This window comes from Paraburkholderia sp. A1RI_3L, from assembly GCF_048957895.1.
GTDB classification, from domain to species: Bacteria; Pseudomonadota; Gammaproteobacteria; order Burkholderiales; family Burkholderiaceae; genus Paraburkholderia; species Paraburkholderia kururiensis.
The window spans coordinates 257,618-279,615 of sequence record NZ_JARCHA010000004.1; the positions used below are offsets into that span (position 1 = coordinate 257,618).

The window sequence follows — 21,998 nt, forward strand, 5'->3', positions numbered from 1 at the left end:
TTCCGCCCGCAAGCCATGATTCGTTGAAGCGGTGAACCGACCATTGGCATGCGAGCAGCAGAGCAACTACGCCGGCCGCTACGTCGCTCTTCGTAGAAATGACGCGACGATCGTCAGCACGGTGGCCGGCGCGCCCCAACCGCGAACCGCTCCTCACAATGACAATCGCCGCTAAACCTCCCGCCGACACCGCAAAAGCGCTGCCGACCACCGACCGCGCAACAGGACTTACGTCGGCAGAGGCTCAGCATCGCCTGCAAGCATTCGGCGTCAATGCCATCGAAGAGGTTCGCACACCGCGATGGCGCCAGCTTCTCGGCAAACTCTGGGGACCCGTGCCCTGGATGCTCGAAGCGGTGATCGTGCTACAGGTCATGCTTCATCGTGGCGAGGAGGCGCTGGTCATCCTGTTTCTGCTTGCTTTCAATGCCCTTGTTGCCTCCATACAGGAAGGGCGCGCGCAAGACGCGCTGACGTTGCTGCGACGGCAATTGCAGGTCAACGCGCGCGTGCTGCGCGACGCGCACTGGGGCCGTCTTCCCGCGGCGCAACTGGTTCCCGGGGATGTGGTGCACGTGCGAGCAGGCGACATCGTTCCTGCGGACCTCGTTTTGTTCGATGGCGCAGTGACGCTGGATCAGTCGGCCCTGACCGGCGAGTCTCTCGCTGTCGATGCAAGCGCCGGACAGCCCGCGTACACCGGGTCGATCGTGCATCAGGGCGAAGCCAGCGGCGAAGTCACTGCCACCGGCTCGCGAACCTACTTCGGCCGGACGGCGGAACTCGTGCGCACGTCCAATGCCCCCAGCCATATGCAACGCACGATCTTCTCGATCGTCAAGCGCCTTGTCGCCTTCGACCTCGTGCTTGTAGTACTGGTTATCTTTTACGCCGCGACGCATGGTTTGCCGTGGGGCGATACCGCGGTGTTCGCGTTATTGCTGCTCGTCGCGTCGGTTCCGGTCGCCTTGCCGGCGACCTACACTTTGGCTACGGCTCTCGCGAGCACACGTCTTTCGAAACAGGGGGTTCTCGTTACGAGGCTGCCTGCGGTAGAGGAAGCTGCGGCAATGGATACCCTTCTGTCCGACAAGACCGGTACATTGACGCAGAACAGGCTGTCCGTCGCCGGGGTCAAGGCATTGGCAGACGTCGACGAGGCCACCGTCTTGCGCGCGGCAGCAATGGCCAGCGACGATGCCTCTCAGGATCCCCTCGACCTTGCGATCCTTTCTGCCTATCGTACGGGCGCGCAATCTGCCCTTCTGCCCGCGCGCACGGATTTTCGGCCCTTCGATCCGGCAACCCGATTCAGCGAAGGCATCTATGTCGTCGATGGACAGGCGTGGCATGCGCTGAAAGGCGCGACCAGCGCAGTATTCGAACATTGCGGTGCCGACGTGGCGCAGCGTCAAGCCGCGCAAGACACGGGGCGGGCGTTGGCCGCTGGGGGCGCGCGCGTGCTCGCGGTTGCGGCGGGTCCCGCGGGCGCGATTCGCCCGATCGGCCTGGTGGGCCTCTCGGACCCGCCTCGGGACGACGCTGCCGAACTCATCGCAAAACTCGGCCAGCTTGGCGTGAGAGTGTGCATGGCCACCGGCGACGCACTGGAAACAGCACGGGCAATCGGACAACGACTTGGGCTGGGCACACGTATCTGCGTTGCACGCGAAGACGACTTACGACAACCCGAAAAATGCGACATCTTCGCTCGCGTGCTGCCTGAAGAGAAGCACGCCATTGTCAGCGCGCTGCAACAGGCAGGACACGTCACGGGGATGACGGGCGACGGCGTCAATGACGCACCTGCGCTGCGACAGGCGGAACTCGGTATCGCCGTGGCCAGTGCCACCGATGTGGCCAAGGCCGCAGCGGGCGTCGTGCTGACCGATCCAGGCCTGAGCGGTGTCCTGACGGTGGTCGGTGTGGGGCGAGAAGTGCACCGACGCATGCTCACGTACATTCTCAACAAGATAGTCAAGACACTTGAGATCGTCGTTTTCCTCACACTGGGTCTCTGGCTCACCAAAGGCTTTGTGATTTCACCGCGGCTGATCGTGTTACTGCTGTTCGCCAATGACTTCGTTACGATGAGCATCGCAACCGACCGCGTTCTACCGGCAAGCCAGCCACAACGCTGGCGAGTCGGGCAACTGGTCGGCGCCGCGGGCGTGCTCGCAGCAGTTTCGCTTGCGTTCACGCTATCGCTGTATGGCGCGGCGCGCACAGAGTTCGGGCTGAGTGCCGGGCAGATGCAAACCATGGTGTTCCTGCTGCTGGTATTCACCACGCAGGCCAACATCTACGTACTCCGCAACGACGGGCCCATGTGGGCGTTCGCTCCCGGTACGCTCATGACGTGGGCCAGCGCCATCGACGTCGTCCTGGTGAGTGTGCTGGCCGTAACCGGAACGCTGATGGCAGCAGTCCCACTGGAACTCGTCGGCGCCCTGATCTGTGCCGTTGCCGTGTTCGCTCTGCTTCTCGACCGAATCAAGAGCGTCGTGTTACGGCGCTTTATGTTCGGCGGCGCGTAACCGACGCTCGCGCGTCATGGATCTTGCGCCGCCACCGCGCTCGTCTCCGACCAGCCGCCGCCCAGCACCTTGTACAGCGTGATGAGGTTCGACTGCTTGGCGAGTATGTCCGTGACGAGTTGCTGTTGCGCGGTGTAAAGCGTGCGCTGCGCATCGAGCAGCGTCAGGAAGCTGTCGGTGCCGCTGCGGTAGCGTGCCTGCGCGAGGTCGTAATACTGCTGCGCTGAGCCCACGTAGTCGCGGTCCGCGGCCACCTGCGTGACGTAGGTCGTGCGTCCCGCGAGCGCGTTGGACACTTCCTTGAACGCCGTCTGGATGGCCTTTTCGTAGTTGGCGATGTCGATGTCCTTTTCGACTTTCGCCACGTCCAGCGAGGCGCGGTTGTAGCCGAAGTCGAAGATGGGCACCGAGATGGACGGTGCAAACGTCCACGCGCCCGTGCCGGCCTTGAAGAGGTTCGAGAGGCTGCCGCTCGTGGTGCCCGCGGAAGCCGTCAGCTCGATCTTCGGAAAGAACGCGGCGCGCGCCGCGCCGATGTTCGCGTTGGCGGCCTTCAGCGTGTGCTCCGCTTCGACAATGTCGGGGCGGCGCGTGAGCAGATCCGACGGCACGCCTTCGCCAATGTCCGCCAGCGTGTTCTCGCTTTCCATCAGAGACGGGCCCTGCGGCAGATCGTCGGGCAGCGGCGCGCCGATTTCGGCGACGAGGTTGTTGCGATCCTGCGCCACTGCACGCGTGTACGAGGCGAGGCTCGACCGCGCGCTGGCAAGCGAGTTTTCGGCCTGGCGCACGTCCTGCAGCGACGCGCTGCCCATCTTCATCATGCTGACCGTGAGGTCGTAGGTGTGCTGGTCGGCGTCCACGGTGTTCTGCGTGATCTGCAATGAAGCTTCGTCGGAAAGCAGTTGCAGATAGTCCGTGGCGACTGTCGCGATCAGACTGATCTGCGTGCTCGTGCGCGCGGCGTCCGTCGAGAGATATTGCTCCAGCGCCTGGCGCTTCAGGCTGCGCAGGCGGCCGAAGAAGTCGATTTCCCACGACGTGAGGCCCACGCTCGCGCTGCTCGAACTGTAGGCGCTCGTGGAGCCTTCCACGCGTTCGCGCGTGACCGAGCCGGATGCGCTGATGGTCGGGCCGATGTTCGCGCGCGCAATGCGGTACTGCGCTTCGTACTGCGCCACGTTGAGCGCGGCGACGCGCATGTCGCGGTTGTTGGCGAGCGCGAGTTCGATCAGCTTTTGCAGGCGCGGGTCTTTGAAGAAGTCGCGCCAGCCGAGGTCGGCACCCAGCGGTGCCGCAGCCGTACCCTGCGCGGGCTTCTGCTGCGCCGGCGCGGGCACGGTGGACCAGGTGCTGTCGACCGGCGCGGCCGGGCGCTGGTACGTCGGGTCGAGCGTACAGCCTGCCAGTGCGGCCGCACAGAGAAGGGCGATCAGGGTGCGTTTCATGCGTTGCCCTCGTTGATGTCAGCGGAGTCCGTGGTGTGACCGTGTTCCTTGAACAGTCTGCGCACCACGACGAAGAAGACCGGTACGAAGAAGATGGCGAGCACCGTGGCCGCGATCATGCCGCCCGTCACGCCCGTGCCGATGGCGTGGCGCGCGCTGGCGCCGGCGCCCGTGCTGATGACGAGCGGCAGCACGCCGAACACGAACGCGAGCGAGGTCATCAGGATAGGTCGCAGACGCATGTGGGCCGCTTCGAGCACGGCATCCACAAGGCCGTGCCCTTGCGCCTGCAGGTCCTTCGCGAACTCGACGATCAGAATGGCGTTCTTCGTGGAAAGCCCGATCGTGGCCAGCAGCCCCACCTTGAAGTAGATGTCGTTCGCGAGTCCGCGCCCGTGAGCGGCAAGCAACGCGCCCAGCACGCCGAGCGGCACGACGAGCAGCACGGCGAGCGGAATCGACCAGCTTTCGTAGAGACCTGCGAGGCACAGGAACACGACGACGAGCGAGATCGCGTAGAGCGTCGTAGCCTGCGAGCCGGCCTGCTTCTCCTGGTAAGACTGTCCCGTCCATTCCAGAGCGAAGCCGGGCGGCAGTTTGTGCGCGAGCTGCTCGACCGCGTTCATGGCCTCGCCGGTGCTCACGCCAGGCCGCGTGGCGGCCGAAATGCCCATGGCGAGCTGCCGGTTGTAACGCTCGATCTGCGGCGGCCCGAACGTCCAGTGGCTCTTTGCGAACGACGAGAACGGCACCATCGTGGAGTCGTAGCCTGTGGTGCTCGTGCTCGTCGTGCTGCCTGAAGAGGACGAGGACGACGAACTCGACGAACTGCTGCTTGCCTTCACATACCAGTCGCCGAGGTCCGTGGGCATCATGCGATACGGCGCGTCGGACTGCACATAGACCTTCTGCACGCGCCCCGTGTCGATGTAGTTGTTCACGTAGGACGAACCGAACGCAGTCTGCAACGTGTCGTTGACGTCGGAGATGGAAAGCCCCAGCGCGTTGGCTTTTTCGCGGTCGATGTCCACCTTCAGCTGCGGCGTGTCTTCAAGGCCGGACGGGCGCACCATTGCGAGCGTCGGCTCTTGCGACGCCATGCCGAGGAACTGGTTGCGTGCCGCGAGCAGCTTGTCGTGGCCTGCGTCGCCACGGTCTTCTATCTCGAAGTCGAGGCCGCTTTGCGTACCCAGTTCCTGAATGGCGGGCGGATTCAACACGAAGATGCGCGCATCGCGATTGCCGGCGAAATGCTGATTGGCGCGCGCGATGATGGCCTGTGCGCTGTCATGGGCGCCGCGCTGGCTCCAGTCCTTGAGGTCCACGAACGCAATGGCGTTGTTTTGTCCTTCCCCGTTGAAGCTGAAGCCGTTGATGGCGATGATCTGCTTGACGCCCGGCTCGTCTTTCAGCACGTACTGCTCCACGGCCTCCACCGTCTTCAGCGTACGGGAGGCCGGCGTGCCCGCCGGCGCGCTGATCGACACGATGAAGTAGCCCTGGTCTTCGTCGGGCAGGAACGAGGAGGGCAGCGTGACATAGAGCAGCGCCACGATGCCTGCGATCACGCCGTAGAGCAGCATGTAACGCGCGGGCCGCGCGACCACGCGAGCGAGCGTGGAACTATAGCCCGCGTTGCTCTTTGCGAACCACCGGTTGAACCAGCCGAAAAAGCCGCGCTTTTCGTGGTGCTCCACGTCGATGCGCTTGAGCAGCGTGGCGCACAGCGCCGGCGTAAGCGTGAGCGCGAGCATGACGGACAGCAGCATCGCCGAGACGATGGTGATGGAGAACTGCCGGTAGATCGCGCCCGTGGAGCCCGCGAAGAACGCCATGGGAATGAACACGGCGGTGAGCACCGTGGTCACGCCGATCAGCGCGCCGGTAATCTGCCCCATCGCTTTCTGCGTGGCTTCCTTCGGGCCCAGCTTTTCCTCGCTCATGATGCGCTCGACGTTTTCCACCACCACGATGGCGTCGTCCACGAGCAGGCCGATGGCGAGCACCATCGCGAACATCGAGAGCACGTTGATCGAAAAACCGATCATCGACATCACGCCGAACGTGCCGAGCAGCGCAACGGGCACCACGATGGTCGGAATCAGCGTGGCACGCACGTTCTGCAGGAACAGGTACATCACGAGGAAGACGAGCACGACGGCTTCGAACAGCGTCTTCACGACTTCTTCGATCGAGATGCGCACGAACGGCGTGGTGTCGTACGGGTAACTGATCGCGACGTCTTTCGGCAATTGCGGCTGGATTTCGGCGAGCTTCGCGCGCACGGCGTTGGCTGCATCCAGCGCGTTGGCGCCCGTGGCGAGCTTGATGGCGAGCGCCGCGGCGGGCTTGCCGTTCAGGCGCGACGACGTCTCGTAGCTGTCGCCGCCCACTTCGACGCGCGCCACGTCCTTCAGCAGCACGCGTGAGCCGTCGGTGTTCACGCGCAACAGGATGTTGGCGAACTGATCGGCCGTGGTCAGAAGGCTCGACGAGCGGATGGTCGCGTTGATGGCCTGCGAATCCGTTGCCGGCGACCCGCCTACCTGCCCCGAGGAAAGTTCGACGTTCTGGTTCGTGATAGCCGTGGTCACGTCCGAGGTCGTGAGTCCGAAGCTGTGCAGCTTCACGGGGTTGAGCCAGATGCGCATGGCGTGCTGCGCGCCGAATAGCGTCACGTCGCCCACGCCGTTCAACTGCGAAAGCGGGTCTTCGATCTGCGTGGCGATGATGTTGCCCAGATCCACCGAATTCCAGGTGCCGCCCGGCGACGAGAGCGCGACGATCAGGAGGAAGTTCGTCGATGCCTTCGCCACCTGCACGCCTTGCTCCTGCACGGTCTCCGGCAGGGTAGGCGTGGCCTGCGTCACCTTGTTCTGCACCTGCACCTGCGCGATGTCGGGATTCGTGCCGGGATTGAACGTCAGCGTGATGGTGGCCTGCCCCGCAGAACTGCTCGTGGACGACATGTAGAGCACGTTGTCGATGCCGCTCAGCTTCTGCTCGATCACCTGGGTCACGGTGGCCGCGACGGTGTCGGCGGAGGCGCCGGGGTAGGTGGCCGTTATCTGCACCGAGGGCGGCGCGATGGTGGGGTACTGCGCGACAGGAAGAGTCGTGACCGCCGCCGCACCCACCAGCATGATGACGATGGCCATGACCCACGCGAGAATGGGACGCTTGATGAAGAACTCTGCCATGCCGTTCTCCGCCTAGCGTTGTGCCGACACGGCCGAGGCCGTGTCGGCTGCGGATGCGTCGGCCGCATCGGATGCGGCGGATGCCGCTTTCTCCTGCGTCTGCGACGTATCGGCGGCGACCTTGACCGGCGCGCCCGCATGCACGCTTTGCAGACCGCTCACGATCACGCGGTCGCCTGCGTGCAGGCCCGACGTCACGATCCACTGGTCGCCGAACGCGTTGTCGGCCACCACCTGCACCTGCTGCGCCTTGCCGGCCGCGTCCACCACGTAGACGCTCGCCTTGCCGTCCGAGGCGCGTGTCACGGCCATCTGCGGCACGAGTAGCGCGTTGTCGTTCTCGCCCTCTTCCAGACGGGCGCGCACGAACATGCCGGGCAGCAATTCGCGCTCGGGGTTCGGGAACGTGCTGCGCAGCGTGACGGAACCGGTGGTGGCATCCACCGTGACGCCGGAGAACTGCAGCGCGCCGGGGTGCGCGTATTCGGTGCCGTCTTCCATCACGAGCGTGACGGCGGCGCTGTCGGTGCCCGTCTTCTTCAGTCGACCGGAGGCGAACGCCCTGCGCAGCTTCAGCCATTCGGTGCTGGGGCGCGTGACGTCGAGGTACATCTGGTCGAACGCCTGGATGGTGGCGAGCGCCGTAGTCTGGTCGGAGGTGACGAGCGCGCCTTCCGTCACGGTCGATGCGCCGATGCGCCCTGAAATAGGCGCCCGCACCCGCGTGTATTCGAGGTTCACACGCGCGGATTCGAGCGCTGCCTCGTCGGCTGTCACGGTGGCGGCGTCCTGGTGGACGGCGGCGACGGCGTCGTCGTAGTCCTGCTTGCTCACGGCGTTGATCTTCACGAGTTCCGTGTAGCGGTCCGCTTTCGTCTTCGCATCGGCCAACGTGGCGCGCGCGTTTTCGAGCGTGCCGCGCGCCTGGTCGTAGGCGGCCTGGTACGTGGCCGGGTCGATCTGATAGAGCACCTGACCCGCCTTCACGTCGCCGCCTTCCACGAACAGGCGCTTGAGGATGATGCCGCTCACCTGCGGGCGCACGTCGGAGACTTTCTGCGAGGAAAGGCGGCCGGAGAGTTCGGTGGTTTCGACGATGTGCTGCGGCGCGAGCGTGAGCACCCCCACCTGGGCGGTTTGGGCGGCGAAGCCGGCGGGCGGCCCGCCAGCCTGCTTGCTACAGCCGGCGGTGCCGAGTATCGCGAGTATCGAGAGTGCGGCAAACAGCCGGCGCGGCCTGGGCGCCGTGCGGCGGGGCGCGTCGTGGTTCGGAAGGATTGGCGTTTTCATCTTTGACCTGTTTGGACATCGCGATGCCTCGCAATACGAGAGCGGGACGGCACCGGACGCTTTAGTGGCACTTCAGCGGCACCCCAGCGGGACCGGTGCTGGGCAAGGCGTAACGCTACCGATGGCGCATTTTTTCGTGCTTACGGAAACTTACTGTTCAGTGACGCGCCAAGACAGATGAAATTGACGAGGGGGTGGCTTCGGCGTGCGAAACACCGGGCCGCGCGGCATTTACCTCGCGTGGGCGCAAATCTCAGTAATATTCCGAAAGCCAATCGGGCCTTCTCCGGGCTACGATTACCCCGTCCCCACCTCGCCCCGAACGACCGAAGTGCACGCTCCAGCCCTCTCTGACTCCGCCCTGCAAGTCCTGCTCGTCGACGACGACGCCGAGCTGCGCGACCTGCTGCGCAAGTTCTTCCAGCAGCGCGGCATCGCTTTCTCTGTCTTGCACGACGCCACGAATCTGGCACGGCGGCTCGAGCGCGAGCGTCCGTCCATCATCGTGCTGGATCTCATGATGCCGGGCGTGGATGGCCTCACCGCGCTCAAACAGTTGCGCGTCAGCGGCGACACGATTCCGGTCATCATGCTGACCGCGCGTGCGGAAGGCGTGGACCGCGTGCTGGGTCTTGAACTCGGCGCGGACGACTATCTCGCCAAGCCGTTCATGCCGCAGGAACTGCTCGCGCGCATTCATGCGGTGCTGCGCCGCCAGGGGCGGCCGCAAACCACGGCGGCGCAGGAGAAGCGCGTGCCGTGCAGGTTCGGCCGTTTCGAACTGGATTTCTCGTCGCGCACGCTGTTGTGCGAAGGCACGCCCGTGAAGCTCACCGGCGGCGAGTACGCGCTGCTCGAAGTGCTCGCCTCGCATCCCATGGAAACACTCTCGCGCACGCGGCTCATCGAACTGCTCTACGGTCCGGACGCCGAAGTAACGGAACGCGGCATCGACGTGCCGGTGTGGCGCCTGCGCCGCCTGATCGAAGACGATCCGTCCAATCCGCGCCGGCTTCAGACCATGCGCGGCGTGGGCTACATGTTCATTCCCGACAGCCCGGCCGATGAAGAATCCGTTTGATTCGATGTTCGGTCGGCTCGTCATCTCCACGGTGGGCCTGCTCGTGCTGGTTCACCTCACGTCGCTGCTGCTGATCGAGCGAAGCCGCGCGAGCCTCGCCGCCTTCCATATTTCGCGCGTCGTAGAGGCGGCCGCGAGCATGGGCGGGCAGGAGAGCGGCGAGCGGTCGGTGGCGAACATCCTCGGCATTTCGTTCGTGGACCTGAAGAAACTGCCGGCCGCCGAGGCGCAGCGCTTTCGCGTCGACACGATCGGGCCCATCGAACGGCAACTGCGGCACGTGCTGCCGCCGGGCACCCACGTGGCAATGGACAACGACGGCACGCTGCGCGTGCTCCCGGCAGGCAGTACGCGCGGCATCGTGCTGCCGCAGGCAGACGTGCCGCTCTACCGCTTCACCGGCGCGCTGGCGTTGACGTTGGCGTTTGCCGTGGTGGTCGCGGTGGTGCTCGCGTGGCGGTTCAACGGGACGGTACGCGACCTCGCCGCCGCGGCGCGCGAGCATCGCATGGGCGTTCATGCGAGCCTCGTGCGCAAGCGCGGACCGCGTGAGGTGCGTGAGTTGATCGACGACTTCAACGACATGACGCGCGAACTGGCCGAGGCCGAGCGCGAGCGCGCCGTGATGCTCGCGAGCATCGCGCACGACCTGCGCACACCGATCACGCGCATGCAGGTGCGTGCGGACCTGCTGACCGACCGCGCCGATCGCGACGGCTTTCTGCGCGATACCGAATCCATGTCGCGCGTCATCACGCAGTTTCTCGACTTCGCCCGCGAGAGCCCCGAAGGTTCGCCGCAGATCAGCGTGGACGCGCATTGCCGCCGCGATTACACCGATGCACTGGGTCCCAGCGGCGAACCCGACGCGGATGCGCTCGTCACGCTCGATCTGCACGCGGGGCCGGACTTCATGCTGCCCACGGTCGATATCGACCGCATCCTCTCGAACCTCGTCGAAAATGCGCTGACCTATGGCGAGCCGCCCGTCGAGATTTCGACGCGAGCGCACGAGGGCCATTACGAACTCGTGGTGCGCGACCATGGTCCCGGCGTGCCCGAGCTTGACCTCGACCGCGTGCTGCGCCCGTTCGTCAGGCTCGATCCTGCGCGCGGCGGCACCGCGCACAGCGGCCTGGGGCTCGCGATCGTGCGCCGCCTCGTCCGCCATCACGGCGGCACGCTTCAGGTCTCCAACGCGTCCGATGGCGGACTCGTCATCACGATGACCTTTCCGAGCCGAAGCCGCCTCACGAGGAGTGCGGGTACAGGCTCGCGCCCGTAAGCGCTAGCGCTCCACAAAAAGTAACTTGACAGCGTGCCTTGCTCTATCCATCATCACGTAAATGATAATGACTTGCATTCGCATTCATTTGAAACGTGCGGAGGACGGAAAAATCATGAGCTGGGGCGACGAAAACACGCAGTTTGTCGTGGTGGTGAACCACGAAGAGCAGTACTCGATCTGGCCGGAATACAAGGCGATTCCCGCCGGTTGGCGTGCCGCGGGCAAGTCGGGATTGAAGGACGAATGCCTCCGGTGGGTAGACGAGGTGTGGACCGACATGCGTCCGTTGAGCCTGCGCAAGGCCATGGCGCAAGCCGAGGCACAAGCAGGAGAGGCACCGCGCGGCACCGGGACGGCGGCTGTCTGAGCGATGCGCGCCGCGACGCAAGAGGTTGGGGTTATGCCGCCCATCACGCTCGTTTGCCTTGCGCACGCGGGCGGCAACGCGGCGCTCTATCGGACATGGCCTCGCCAGTTGCCCTCGTTCATCGACGTCATGGCGATCGATCTGCCCGGCCATGGCGTGAAGCGCGACCGCCCGCTTCTGGCCGACTGGCCGTCTCTCATTAGCTCGGTGGCTGACGAGGTCGCGGGCGCTTTAGATACGCAGACCCCGTTCGCGATTTTCGGCCACAGCATGGGCGCCCTCGTGGGTCTCGAACTGACCCATGCGCTGCGGCAGCGCGGGCTTCCCGGCCCCGTCTGGTTCGGTGCGTCGGGAACCGTTTCGCCCGCGCGTCGGGGCATCGAAACGCACTGGCTCGCGGCTCGATCCGAAGTGCTTGTCGAGCGCCTGCGCGTGCGTGGTGGGACGCCCGCGGCGCTACTCGATGACCGCGAGTTCATCGATTTCATGCTGCCCGCCCTGCGTGCCGATTTCCATTTGTGCGGGGTACATCCCGCTCATCTCGCCATGCGTGTGGCCTCGGGCCGTCAGCCGCTCGACTGCGCGATCGACGTCTTCATCGGACGTGACGATCCGGCAACGCACGATGCGGCAGACGTCGAAGCGTGGTCCCACGAAACACGGGGCCGTTGCACGGTTCATCGCTTCCCCGGCGGGCATTTCTTCATCACCGAAGACGCAGACGCGGTACTTGCCGCCATAGCCGCCGCACTCGAGGCCGCGCTGGCGCCCGGCGGAGCGAAGTGCGCGGACGCTGCGCCATCTTTCGCGGGAGAGCCTTCATGACGCTATTGACCCATACGGTTGCGCTCAGGGAGCAGGTGTTCGAAAGCAACGGCACGCGTCTCGCGGTGATCGAGGCACAAGACGGTCGTCCGCTCGACGAGAGTCTGGCGGTCTTGCGCGCGCGTATCGAGGCGGCGTTGTCGAGTCACGGCGGGGTGTTGTTGCGCGGCTTTCATCCGGCGGGAGTTGGCGGCTTCGACCGCTTCGTCTCGCATTTCGGTCGCGCGCTCGACTACGAATTCGGTTCCACGCCGCGAAGCCGCATCGAAAATGGCGTCTACTCCTCCACGGAATATCCGGCCGATCAGTGGATCGATCAGCACAACGAGCAGTCCTATACGCGCCATTGGCCCGCGCGCATCTGGTTCTACTGCGACGTGGCGTCGGCACGGGGCGGCGCCACGCCGGTGGCCGACAGCCGGCGCGTGTACGAGCGGCTGTCGCCGTCGCTGCGCCGGCGTTTCGCCGAGCGCGGCGTCATGTACGTGCGCAACTATGGCAATGGTCTGGACGTGCCATGGCAGCAGGTGTTTGGCACTACTGAACGATCTGGCGTGGATCGTTATTGCCGCGAGCGTGGCATCGAATACGAATGGCTGGACGATGGCGAGGGGCTGCGTACGCGCGAGGTCTGTCAGTCGGAGCTGTGTCACCCCGTTACCGGCGAGCGCGTCTGGTTCAACCAGGCGCATCTCTTTCATTTCACGAATCTGCCGCAGGCGCTGCGCGAAGCGCTGCTGGACGTTGTCGACGAAGACCGTTTGCCGCGCAACACCTGTTTCGGCGACGGCACGCCCGTCGAAGCCGCCATGCTCGACGAGATTCGCGCCGTCTATCGCGAAACGATGCTCTCGTTCGACTGGCATGACGGCGATCTCATGGTGCTCGATAACGTGCTCATGTCGCATGGCCGCGCGCCATACGAGGGCAGGCGCCGTGTGCTCGTTGCCATGACGGGCGAGTCGGGCGCAGCCACGCCATAAGGGCAGGGACGGCAAATGCAAACGCAGACGCGAACGCAATCGCGCTGCTCGTATCGCTCGAAATCGAGGATGGCAACCTGGAGAACTGGAGAATGACCCGATGACCACGCATTCCAATCCGCTTCCGCTCTTCGACTTTTCGCCGTTCGAGGGCAAGAGCGAGCACTACGTCTCGCTCATCAAGGCATTCGCGGCGGCTGCGCCCTTTCGCAGCGCAACCGTGGATGAACTCGTGCTGGACGACGACTTTCATCGTCGGCCGCTGCGTCCCGAGGACTTTGCGTTCCTCAAGTTCATGAAGCCCGTGCGGCCGCACAACGTGAGCCGTCTGGCGGCACTGGCCTCCGGCCGCACGTTGATGTCGATCTACGAGCTCGACATTGCCCGCGCTCCGGCAGGAAGCGGTCCCGACTCATGGCGGCGTTTCACCGAATTCCACGATGAGAACACGCGTGTACTCGGCGCACAGATCGCGCCTTTTCTGGAGGCCTACGCGTTCGAGTACCTGAGCAAAGACGTCGACGCGGGTGAGTCCGTGGAGAGGGCAAGCGCACGGCTCGCGGCCATCGTCGACGCTGAACTTGCCTTCTGGAGCGACACGTTCGCGCGTCTCGTCGCGAACGACTATCTGGAAGAAGGGCTGCGTTTCATCATGGTTCAGCGCTGGGCGCTTGCGGTATCGAAGCGCCGCGCGCTGGCACGTGCGCAGGCGAGCGGCTTCTTCGATCTGCTCGCGCGAGCCGAGCGTCCCACCTTGCATGCCGCAACGCCCGACGACGCATTGCTGGAACGCGTAGCGGCTGCAATGGGCGTAACGGGCCGTCAGCACGCCTACTGGCAGTTCTATCTGCCGACGAGCACCGCGAAATGCAATCTGCTCTACGCGCTGGCGCGCCGTCCGGACCGCGCGTTCGGGCTCGTCGGCGCTGCCTTTGGTGCCGAGGCCGAGTGGCTCGCGTTCGGTCTCGCACTGGAGCGCGCCTGTGCCCATTTGCAGCCCGCAGGCAGGGCACCGGCAGAGGCAACGACCCTCAAGAACGAACTTGTCCAGCGCTGCGCGAAAGCGCTGCGGCGTCTGGCCGTGGAGATGGGCGAGCAGGCGCACGGCCAGTGCGTGCAAGGCATCGTCGCGGCCGAGCGGCTGGCCGAGCGCGCGCGCTGGGATCTCGGCGAGCAGTTGCGCTGGCTCTCCTCGATTCGCCATTACGTTGCGTTCGCGCATCGCATCAGCGCGCGCATCGATGCCGAGTATCCCGACATCGATCGCGAAACGTTCATCGAGCCGATAGAGATGTGTTCGACCACCCACGTGCACAACGATCATCGGCTCGTGACGATCGAAGAAGGCGACATGCTGTTCTGGGGCAACGTCGGCATGCAGCTTGAAATGCACATCGGCGACAAGGTGCTGATTCCTGATGGTCGCCTGCATGGTTCCACCGTGACTTCGCACGAGTGCACGTACCACCAGCCGATCATTCCCGACGAGTGGGTCAATGCACTCGTTGCCGAACTCGATCAGCCGGCAACGGTTTGACGCCCTCGCAGGGCATATTCCTCACCCGTGGCGCCGCATGAAAGATACCGAGACGAAAGGCGTCGCTTCCCCACGATTGCAGCAACGACGTTCCCGGCCCCAAGGCCCGGGAAAGCCCGCGCGCATGTCGCGCTCAAACGTGGAGCAGGAAGCGAATGATGGAAGCAGGCAATGGAGGCGCGTTCGGCCAGATGCCGGGCGGCCGCCCGGGTCCCCTGGCGTTCGATGCAGGCGACTGGCGCAGCCGTGTCATCGCAGGGCGCACAACGGGCGCTACGGCGTCGATTCCCGAGTGGCTCGCCGCATCGTATTCGACGCTGCGCGCACAGGTGCTGGACCCGGCGTATCCGTGCTTTTTCGGCACGATAGCGGAGCGGCGCGGCGAGATGTTCTATTCGTTCGTCAACGGCAAAGACACGCGCGAACTGCCCGCGACGATGCAAACGTTCGCGACGCTCTCGGCTCAACCGCAGTACCGCAGGAACAATCTGGCCGTGTTCTTCGAGCCCGACGTGCAGCCGCTTTCGCACAGCGCTTATCGCGAGTTGTTCTGGCGCATCCTGCAGCAGCTGCACGACGTCGACCCCGACGCGCAGGCCGACGAACAGCCGGACCCGATGGAAGAAGCATGGGAGTTTTCATATGCCGGTGTGCAGATGTTCGTGGTCTGCGCGTGCCCTTCGTTTCGCGCACGCCGCAGCCGCAACCTGGGGCCGGGCATGGTCCTGCTGTTTCAGCCACGCTCGGTCTTCGTCGACACGATCACCAACAAGGTTATTGGCCGCGAGGCGCGCAACGAAGTGCGCAAGCGGCTGGATGCGTGGGACGAGATTCCCGCGCATCCCGATCTGGGTTTTTTCGGCGATCCCGGCAATCTCGAGTGGAAGCAATATTTTCTCGAAGACGCGAACGTGCCTGCGGGCGATCGTTGCCCCTTTCTCAAACGCATGCAGCAGGCGCACGAACACAAACACGAACATGCTTCTGCAACCGCGAGCGGCCGTAGCGAAGAGGACGCGTAAGGGCATGCCGCGCGGGCGCGGGCCGGCAATGAACACCCGCGCCTGCAAGAAGCCGTTGGCACGGCATGTCCGCGCACCTCTCGTCATCAAAGGAAATACATGTCCTTACTTCTGCATCTGGTAAGCAAATCGCGATGGGCGCTGGCCGTTGCGCTCGCGGCGAGTGTCGCGGGCGGCCTCGGCAATGCTGCGCTGCTTGCGCTCGTCAATCAGGCGCTCAGTGCGGCGCCCGAGCAGCTCACGCGCCTTGGCTGGCAGTTTCTGGCGGTCGGCGTCGTGGTCGTGGCCACGCGCACGCTCGCGCAGTCGCTCTTCATGTGGCTGGGGCAAAAGGCGAAGGCGACGCTGCGCATGCGTACCATCCGGCGCATTGGCGAGGCGTCGTATCCGCATCTGGAAAAGCAGGGCGCGGCGCGCTCGCTCGCCGTGTTGACCCAAGACCTGGATACGATCGTCGTGTTCTTCGTGAGTCTGCCTTCGCTCGCGATGCAAAGTGCCGTGATCGTGGGCTGCCTCGTCTATCTCGGTTATCTGTCGTGGCTCATTCTGGCCGTGGCGGTTGTTTCCATCGTGCTCGGCATGGCGGGTTTTCGTTATGCACATACGCGCGCGATGTTTCATCTGCGCAGCTCGCGCAAGCGCGAGGACGATCTCGTCAAACACTTTCGCGCGCTCTTCGACGGCGCGAAGGAACTGAAGCTGCACCGCGAGCGCAAGCGCGCCTTTATCGACGACACGCTCGAAACCAACGTCGAAGCGGTGCGCGTGCAGCGCACGCGCGGCTATATGCTCTACGCGGCGGCATCGAGCTGGGGCAACTGCATTCTGTTCGCCTTCATCGGCCTCACGCTCTTCGTGTTTGCGCGTCACATGCACGTGGACGCGCACGTCATGTCGGGCTACGCGATCGTGTTCGTCTACATGATCATGCCTATCGAGGCGGTGCTGTCCGCTATACCGAACCTCAGTTCGGCACGCGTGGCACTGGAACGCATCGAACAGGTCAGCGCGGAACTGCCGCCCGAAAAATCGCTCGCGCCGGCCGCCGTCAAACCGTTCGCCACGATTGCGCTGCAAGGTGCGACCCACCGCTATTTCCGCGAGAAGGAGAACGAGGTCTTTACGCTCGGTCCCATCGATCTCGCGTTTCGTCCCGGCGAAGTGGTCTTTCTGATTGGTGGCAACGGCAGCGGCAAGACCACGCTCGCGAAGATGCTCGTCGGCCTTTATGTGCCGGAGAGTGGCCACGTGCTGCTAGACGGCAGTCCCGTGGAGGAAGCGCAACGCGATCTCTACCGCCAGCAGTTCTCGGTGGTGTTCAGCGACTTCTTCCTTTTCGAGAACCTGCTGGGCCTGCCGCAGCAAGGTCTGGATGCGCTCGCGCAGCAATTGCTGGAGGAGCTTCAGCTTGCCCACAAGGTGCGTGTGGAAGACGGCGTTTTCTCCACGCTCCAGTTGTCGCAAGGGCAGCGCAAGCGGCTCGCGCTGCTCGTCGCTTACCTGGAGGACCGGCCGTTCTATGTGTTCGACGAATGGGCCGCCGACCAAGACCCGCTGTTCAAAGACGTCTTCTACCGGCGCCTGCTGCCGGGGTTGAAGGCGAAGGGCAAGACCGTGCTCGTCATCACGCATGACGACCGCTATTTCTCGCTTGCCGACCGCTTCATCAAGCTCGATTTCGGCCGCATCGTCGAAGAAGGGCCGGGCGCTGCACTTGTGCGCATGCCGCTCGAAGCAGTGCATTGCGCCGATCTGGCGGTGGCTCCTCAATCTGGAATGTCCGCATCATGAACGTCAACGCTTCGATTCTCTCCATCGGGCAACCCCGGCAACCCCGACAACCGCAGCGCGAAGCGATGTACGTGCTCGACAACGTGTCGTTCGCCGTGGGTCCACGCGTGCTCTTGCAGCCCCTCACGCTGACGTTGCCGGCCGGTCGCGTATGCGGCCTCATCGGTCACAACGGCTCGGGTAAATCGACGCTGCTCAAGCTGCTTGCGCGTCAGCAGACGCCTACGTCCGGCTCGCTCTCGTTCGAAGGGCGAGCGCTGCCCGAGTGGGACAACCGCGCGTTTGCGCGACGCGTGGCGTATTTGCCGCAACAGCAGCCCGGCGCCAACGGCATGACCGTGCGCGAACTGGTCTCGCTCGGTCGCTACCCGTGGCACGGCGCGCTCGGCCGCTTCACGGGCACCGACCGTGACCGGGTGGACGAAGCCATGGAATTGACGGACATCGCTCACTTCGCGGACCGCCTCGTGGACAACCTCTCGGGCGGCGAGCGGCAACGCGCGTGGATCGCCATGCTGGTTGCGCAGGACAGCCAATGTCTGCTGCTGGACGAGCCCATCTCGGCGCTCGATATCGCGCATCAGATCGAAGTGCTCGATCTCGTGCGCACGCTCAGCCAGCGGCGTGGGCTGGGCGTCGTAGTGGTGCTGCACGACGTCAACATGGCGGCGCGTTTCTGCGACGAGCTCATCGCGCTCAAGCGCGGCACGCTGCTGGCAAGCGGTGCCGCGCAAACGCTCATCGAAGAAGCGACGCTTGCCGAGATCTACGGTGTACCGATGGGCATCGTGCCGCATCCACGCGGCGGAGCGCCCATTAGCTTCGCGTACTGAAGCAGGTATCGGGCAACCCCGGCAAGCATCAAGCAGTCCCTACGCAGGCGTACCGCAGAAACGCCGCGCCAATCCCCCGCAATGACGACGTTGTGCTGCCGCCCGTGCCCAGCAGGTACGAGCAGCGGTTCCAATTCGCATGCTCTTTTGCCATGCCCGACGCGAAGCACGGCGAAACTCAGGAGGAAAGGATGACTGTGATCGAAACGCGGCGCCCCGCGAAGCCTGCCGCGAGTCGCGACGGTACGCGCCATGCTGAAGGTGTGATGAGCACGCTGCCGGCAGACGATCTGGTCTCGGCGTTGCAGGCCCACGTGCGGCAGCGTCCCGATCAGGTGGCAGTGCGGTTTCTTGCCGATGGCGAGTCGGATGCGCGCGAGTTGAACTACGCAGCGCTCGACGCCGGCGCGCGTCGTCTCGCGGCGGTATTGCGTAGGCACGGCGCAGCGGGCGATCGCGTGCTGCTCATGTTGCCGAGCGGCCTCGACTATGTTGTCTCGTTCTTCGCGTGCCAGTACGCGGGCATGATCGCGGTGCCCGCCTATCCGCCTGAAGCGCAGCACAGCGCGCATGTGGAGCGGTTGCGCCGTATGACGTCGGATTGCGCAGCGCGCATCGCGGTGCTCGACGCATCGTCTCGCGCGGGTCTTGCGGCGGCTGTTGCAGGCAACGGGCTGGGGGATGCGGTGCTCGTGGATGCCTCGGCGCGCGACGTCGATCCAAGCGCCGGGTTTTGCGTCGAGCACGTCGACCCGCAGGCGATTGCGTTTTTGCAGTACACGTCGGGGTCCACGGCGTCGCCGAAGGGCGTCATGGTGGGTCATGCGAATCTGTGCATCAACGTGGCAGTGATGGCGCACGCCATGGATTGCCGTCCCGGCGATCGCATGTTCTCGTGGCTGCCGCTCTATCACGACATGGGGCTGATCGCGGGCGTGCTGATGCCGCTGCTCTGTGGCTTTCCGGTCACGCTCGTCTCGCCGCTGCATTTTCTCGAACGTCCGGCGCGCTGGCTCACGGGCGTGGCGACCGAGCGGGCCACGCACACAGGCGGCCCCGACTTCGCGTTCAGGCTTTGTGCAGAGCGTGTGCGCGACGCGCAGCTCGACGGTCTCGATCTGTCTTCGCTGCGCGTCGCATTCTGCGGCTCTGAGCCGATTCGCCAGGCCACGTTCGAAAGCTTCGTGGCCCGCTTCGCATCGCACGGCCTCGACCCGCGTGTCATGTACGCGTGCTATGGCCTCGCGGAAGCGACGCTGTTCGTTTCGGGCGTGAAGGCCGGGACAGGCGCTGCGGAGCGCCGTTTTTCAGCGTCCGCGCTCGCCAGGCCCACGCCGCTCGCATTGCCGTCTGCAAGCGATGCTGACGCCAAGGCCGTGGTCGGCTGCGGTGGGCCGGCATGGGCCCATACATTCGCGATCGTCGACCCCGACACGCGCGCACGCGTGCCGCAGGGGCGCGTCGGCGAAATATGGTGCAGCGGGCCTAGCGTGACGCAGGGCTACTGGCACAACGCGCAGGCCACGGCAGACACGTTTCTCGACGACACACCAGGTTTTCCCGGCCGATGGTTGCGCACTGGCGACCTGGGCTTCATCGACGCGGGCGAACTCTTCGTTTGCGGTCGCCGCAAAGACATGATCGTGTTGCGCGGTGAGAACGTGTACCCGCAGGATCTCGAAGCCGTGTTGGCCGATCGTGTCGAATCGCTGCGGCGTGGGCGCATTGCGGCGTTCCCGATCGAAGGCGCTGAGGGTGCAGAGGAAACCGAAGCGATCGGCGTGGCCGCGGAAGTGCCGCGCGGCCGGGGCAGACGAATCGCTTCGGAGCGCATTTTCGGGGCGATTTCGAGCGCACTGGGCGAGGCGTTCGGCTATGAGGTCGGATTGATCCTGCTGCTCGAACCCGGCGACCTGCCGCGCACGTCGAGTGGCAAGCTGCAGCGTAGCGCCTGTTTCGACGCCTGGCGCAGCGCGGCGATCGTGCCGTTTGCGGTGCACGACGCGCGCCACCGCAGCCGCGACGCGATAGCGGCAAAGAAGCCGCAAGACGAGCCACTAACGGCAACCGCGCGTGTCATTGCCGAGGTATGGCGCGACGTGCTCGACATACCATTGCCCGGTGCATCGGACGATTTCTTCCTGCTCGGTGGCCGGTCGTTGCTCGCGCTGAAAGTGGCCGCGCGGCTGCGCGAACGATTTGCACGTGACGTGCCGCCCGGTTTGCTGTTCGCCCACACCACGCCCGCCGCGCTCGGCTTCGCACTCGACACGCGATGGTCCTCACCCACAGGCGATGTGCCGGCGCCCGCGGCTCTGGCACGACGCAGTGCCGGCGATGCGCCGCTCTCGCTGCCGCAGGAGCGTTTATGGGTGCTCTGGCGTCTCGATCCTCAGAGCGCCGCGTACAACGTGCCCATCACGCTCTCGTTCGACGGCCCGCCCGACATCGATGCCACGCGTGCCGCGATCGACGCACTCGTGCGCCGGCACGAAGCGTTGCGTACGCGCTTCGTCGAAGTGAGCGACGTGCCGCGTCAGCAGATCGTGCCGGCAGAGCAGTCGGCGTCGGCATGGACGTGGGACGTGGTCGATCTGGACGAAGCGTATTCGAAGCAGCGGGGCACGCTCGATGCCGCGTTGTACGAACGCACGCGTACTCCATTCGATCTCCAGCGCGGTCCGCTTGTTCGTGCCACGTTCCTGCGGTGCGCGTCGCAACATGTGCTGCACATCGTCATGCATCACATCGTGGTCGATGGCTGGTCGGTCGACATTCTGCTGCGCGAGTTCGCCGCGGCGTATCGTGCGGCGCGACGCGGCGAAACAAACGTGCTCGCCGCGCTGCCGGCGCTGCCCGTGCAGTACGCCGACTACGCTTCATGGCAGCGCGAACACTTCGCGGGCGAGGGGCGAGCGGTGTTCGACGCGCAGCTCGACTACTGGCGCACTCGCCTCAGCGGCTACGACCAGCCCATCGATTTGCCCACCGACCATGAGCGCTGCGCGCCATACGACCCGCGCGCTGCAAGTACACGCGTGTGCATTCCGCCTGCGCTCACCGCGCGTCTCGAATCGCTTGCACGCGCCGAGCGCGCCACCCTCTTCATGGTGCTGCTCGCGGCCTTCTATGCGCTGCTCTATCGCTACAGCCACGCGCGCGACATCGTCGTGGCGGTGCCCGTTGCAGGCCGCGACCGCGTGGAAACAGATGGCCTGATCGGCTTCTTCGTGAACACGCTGGCCATGCGCGCATCGGTGAAGGGCTCCGATTCGTTCGTCACGTTGCTGCGTGCCGTACGCGATGACAGCACTCAGGCCCAGGCCAACGCAGGCGTGCCGTTCGATCGCGTCGTGGCCGCGCACGGCGAACGGCGCGAGCACGCAAGCGGGCTCGCCGCGCATCCGCTCGCACAGATCAAGTTCGTGCTCCACGACGAATTCGCTACGTCGCTCGACCTGGACGGCGTGCGCGGCTCGCTCATGCAGACCGACGCAAGCACCGTCGAAGCGCGTTTCGAACTCGCGCTCGACGTACTGCGCCGCGGCGACGAAGGGCTCGACTGCGTATTCGCCTACGCGGCTGCGCTGTACGACGAGGCGTTCGTCGCACAGTTCGCGCAGCACTACGTGGCGCTGCTCGACGAAGTGGCCGCGGCGCCTGCGTGCGCGATTGCGCAATTCATGCTTGGCGAAGGCAAGACCGAAGGCGAGCCGAACGACGCGGCACTGAACAACGAACCGGCCGGCGCGGCGCAGCTCGCTGCCGGCACGTACCTGCACTAAGGACTGGGCCC

14 protein-coding genes are annotated in these 21,998 nt (G+C 65.0%); 11 read left to right on the forward strand and 3 right to left on the reverse strand.

Features of this window, described 5'->3' with window-relative positions:
• Positions 1–158: 158 nt before the first annotated feature.
• Positions 159–2,537: a plasma-membrane proton-efflux P-type ATPase gene (locus tag PXJ20_RS13940; protein WP_421031399.1), complete on the forward strand. Its 2,379-nt coding sequence runs from the start codon at positions 159–161 to the stop codon at positions 2,535–2,537.
• A 14-nt stretch (positions 2,538–2,551) separates the two neighbouring features.
• On the opposite strand, the gene PXJ20_RS13945 is transcribed toward PXJ20_RS13940, so the two are convergent.
• From PXJ20_RS13945 to PXJ20_RS13955, 3 genes are read right to left on the reverse strand one after another with little or no spacing between them, the layout of a single operon-like run.
• The gene (locus PXJ20_RS13945) at positions 2,552–3,985 is read right to left on the reverse strand and encodes an efflux transporter outer membrane subunit (RefSeq protein ID WP_421031398.1); all 1,434 of its coding nucleotides are present in this window, start codon (positions 3,983–3,985) and stop codon (positions 2,552–2,554) included.
• On the reverse strand, positions 3,982–7,185 hold the full coding sequence (locus PXJ20_RS13950) for an efflux RND transporter permease subunit (protein ID WP_421031397.1): 3,204 nt from the start codon (positions 7,183–7,185) through the stop codon (positions 3,982–3,984). Before PXJ20_RS13950 ends, PXJ20_RS13945 begins: the two co-directional genes overlap by 4 nt.
• Positions 7,186–7,197: 12 nt before the next feature.
• Positions 7,198–8,475: an efflux RND transporter periplasmic adaptor subunit gene (locus tag PXJ20_RS13955; protein ID WP_421031396.1), complete on the reverse strand. Its 1,278-nt coding sequence runs from the start codon at positions 8,473–8,475 to the stop codon at positions 7,198–7,200.
• 331 nt (positions 8,476–8,806) lie between these two features.
• Between PXJ20_RS13955 and PXJ20_RS13960 the strand changes: the two genes are divergently transcribed.
• The 10 genes from PXJ20_RS13960 to PXJ20_RS14005 all read left to right on the forward strand — a co-directional run bounded on the left by PXJ20_RS13960 (position 8,807) and on the right by PXJ20_RS14005 (position 21,987).
• The gene (locus tag PXJ20_RS13960; protein WP_126876094.1) at positions 8,807–9,556 is read left to right on the forward strand and encodes a response regulator; all 750 of its coding nucleotides are present in this window, start codon (positions 8,807–8,809) and stop codon (positions 9,554–9,556) included.
• Positions 9,540–10,841, forward strand: coding sequence for an ATP-binding protein (locus tag PXJ20_RS13965; RefSeq protein ID WP_421031395.1), 1,302 nt, complete (start codon positions 9,540–9,542; stop codon positions 10,839–10,841). The genes PXJ20_RS13960 and PXJ20_RS13965 overlap by 17 nt, the downstream gene beginning before the upstream one ends.
• 115 nt (positions 10,842–10,956) lie before the next feature.
• The gene (locus tag PXJ20_RS13970; RefSeq protein ID WP_421031394.1) at positions 10,957–11,211 is read left to right on the forward strand and encodes an MbtH family protein; all 255 of its coding nucleotides are present in this window, start codon (positions 10,957–10,959) and stop codon (positions 11,209–11,211) included.
• 33 nt (positions 11,212–11,244) lie between these two features.
• Entirely contained in the window at positions 11,245–12,036 is a 792-nt protein-coding gene (locus PXJ20_RS13975; RefSeq protein WP_421031393.1) for a thioesterase II family protein, read from the forward strand.
• A complete protein-coding gene (locus PXJ20_RS13980; RefSeq protein ID WP_421031392.1) occupies positions 12,033–13,019 on the forward strand; it encodes a TauD/TfdA family dioxygenase in 987 nt (328 codons plus the stop codon). Before PXJ20_RS13975 ends, PXJ20_RS13980 begins: the two co-directional genes overlap by 4 nt.
• Positions 13,020–13,119: 100 nt before the next feature.
• Positions 13,120–14,556, forward strand: coding sequence for a peptide synthetase (locus PXJ20_RS13985; RefSeq protein ID WP_421031391.1), 1,437 nt, complete (start codon positions 13,120–13,122; stop codon positions 14,554–14,556).
• Between the two features lie 158 nt (positions 14,557–14,714).
• Positions 14,715–15,578 carry a YqcI/YcgG family protein gene (locus PXJ20_RS13990; RefSeq protein ID WP_421032612.1) on the forward strand — a complete coding sequence of 288 codons (864 nt, stop codon included), beginning with the start codon at positions 14,715–14,717 and terminating at the stop codon, positions 15,576–15,578.
• A 99-nt stretch (positions 15,579–15,677) separates the two neighbouring features.
• Positions 15,678–17,369, forward strand: a complete 1,692-nt coding sequence (locus tag PXJ20_RS13995) for a cyclic peptide export ABC transporter (RefSeq protein ID WP_421031390.1) — start codon at positions 15,678–15,680, stop codon at positions 17,367–17,369.
• Complete coding sequence (locus PXJ20_RS14000) at positions 17,366–18,202, forward strand: ATP-binding cassette domain-containing protein (protein WP_421031389.1); 837 nt, start codon at positions 17,366–17,368, stop codon at positions 18,200–18,202. Before PXJ20_RS13995 ends, PXJ20_RS14000 begins: the two co-directional genes overlap by 4 nt.
• A 191-nt stretch (positions 18,203–18,393) precedes the next feature.
• Positions 18,394–21,987 (forward strand): condensation domain-containing protein, encoded by a 3,594-nt coding sequence (locus tag PXJ20_RS14005; RefSeq protein ID WP_421031388.1) that lies wholly within the window; start codon positions 18,394–18,396, stop codon positions 21,985–21,987.
• The last annotated feature ends 11 nt before the right edge of the window (positions 21,988–21,998 follow it).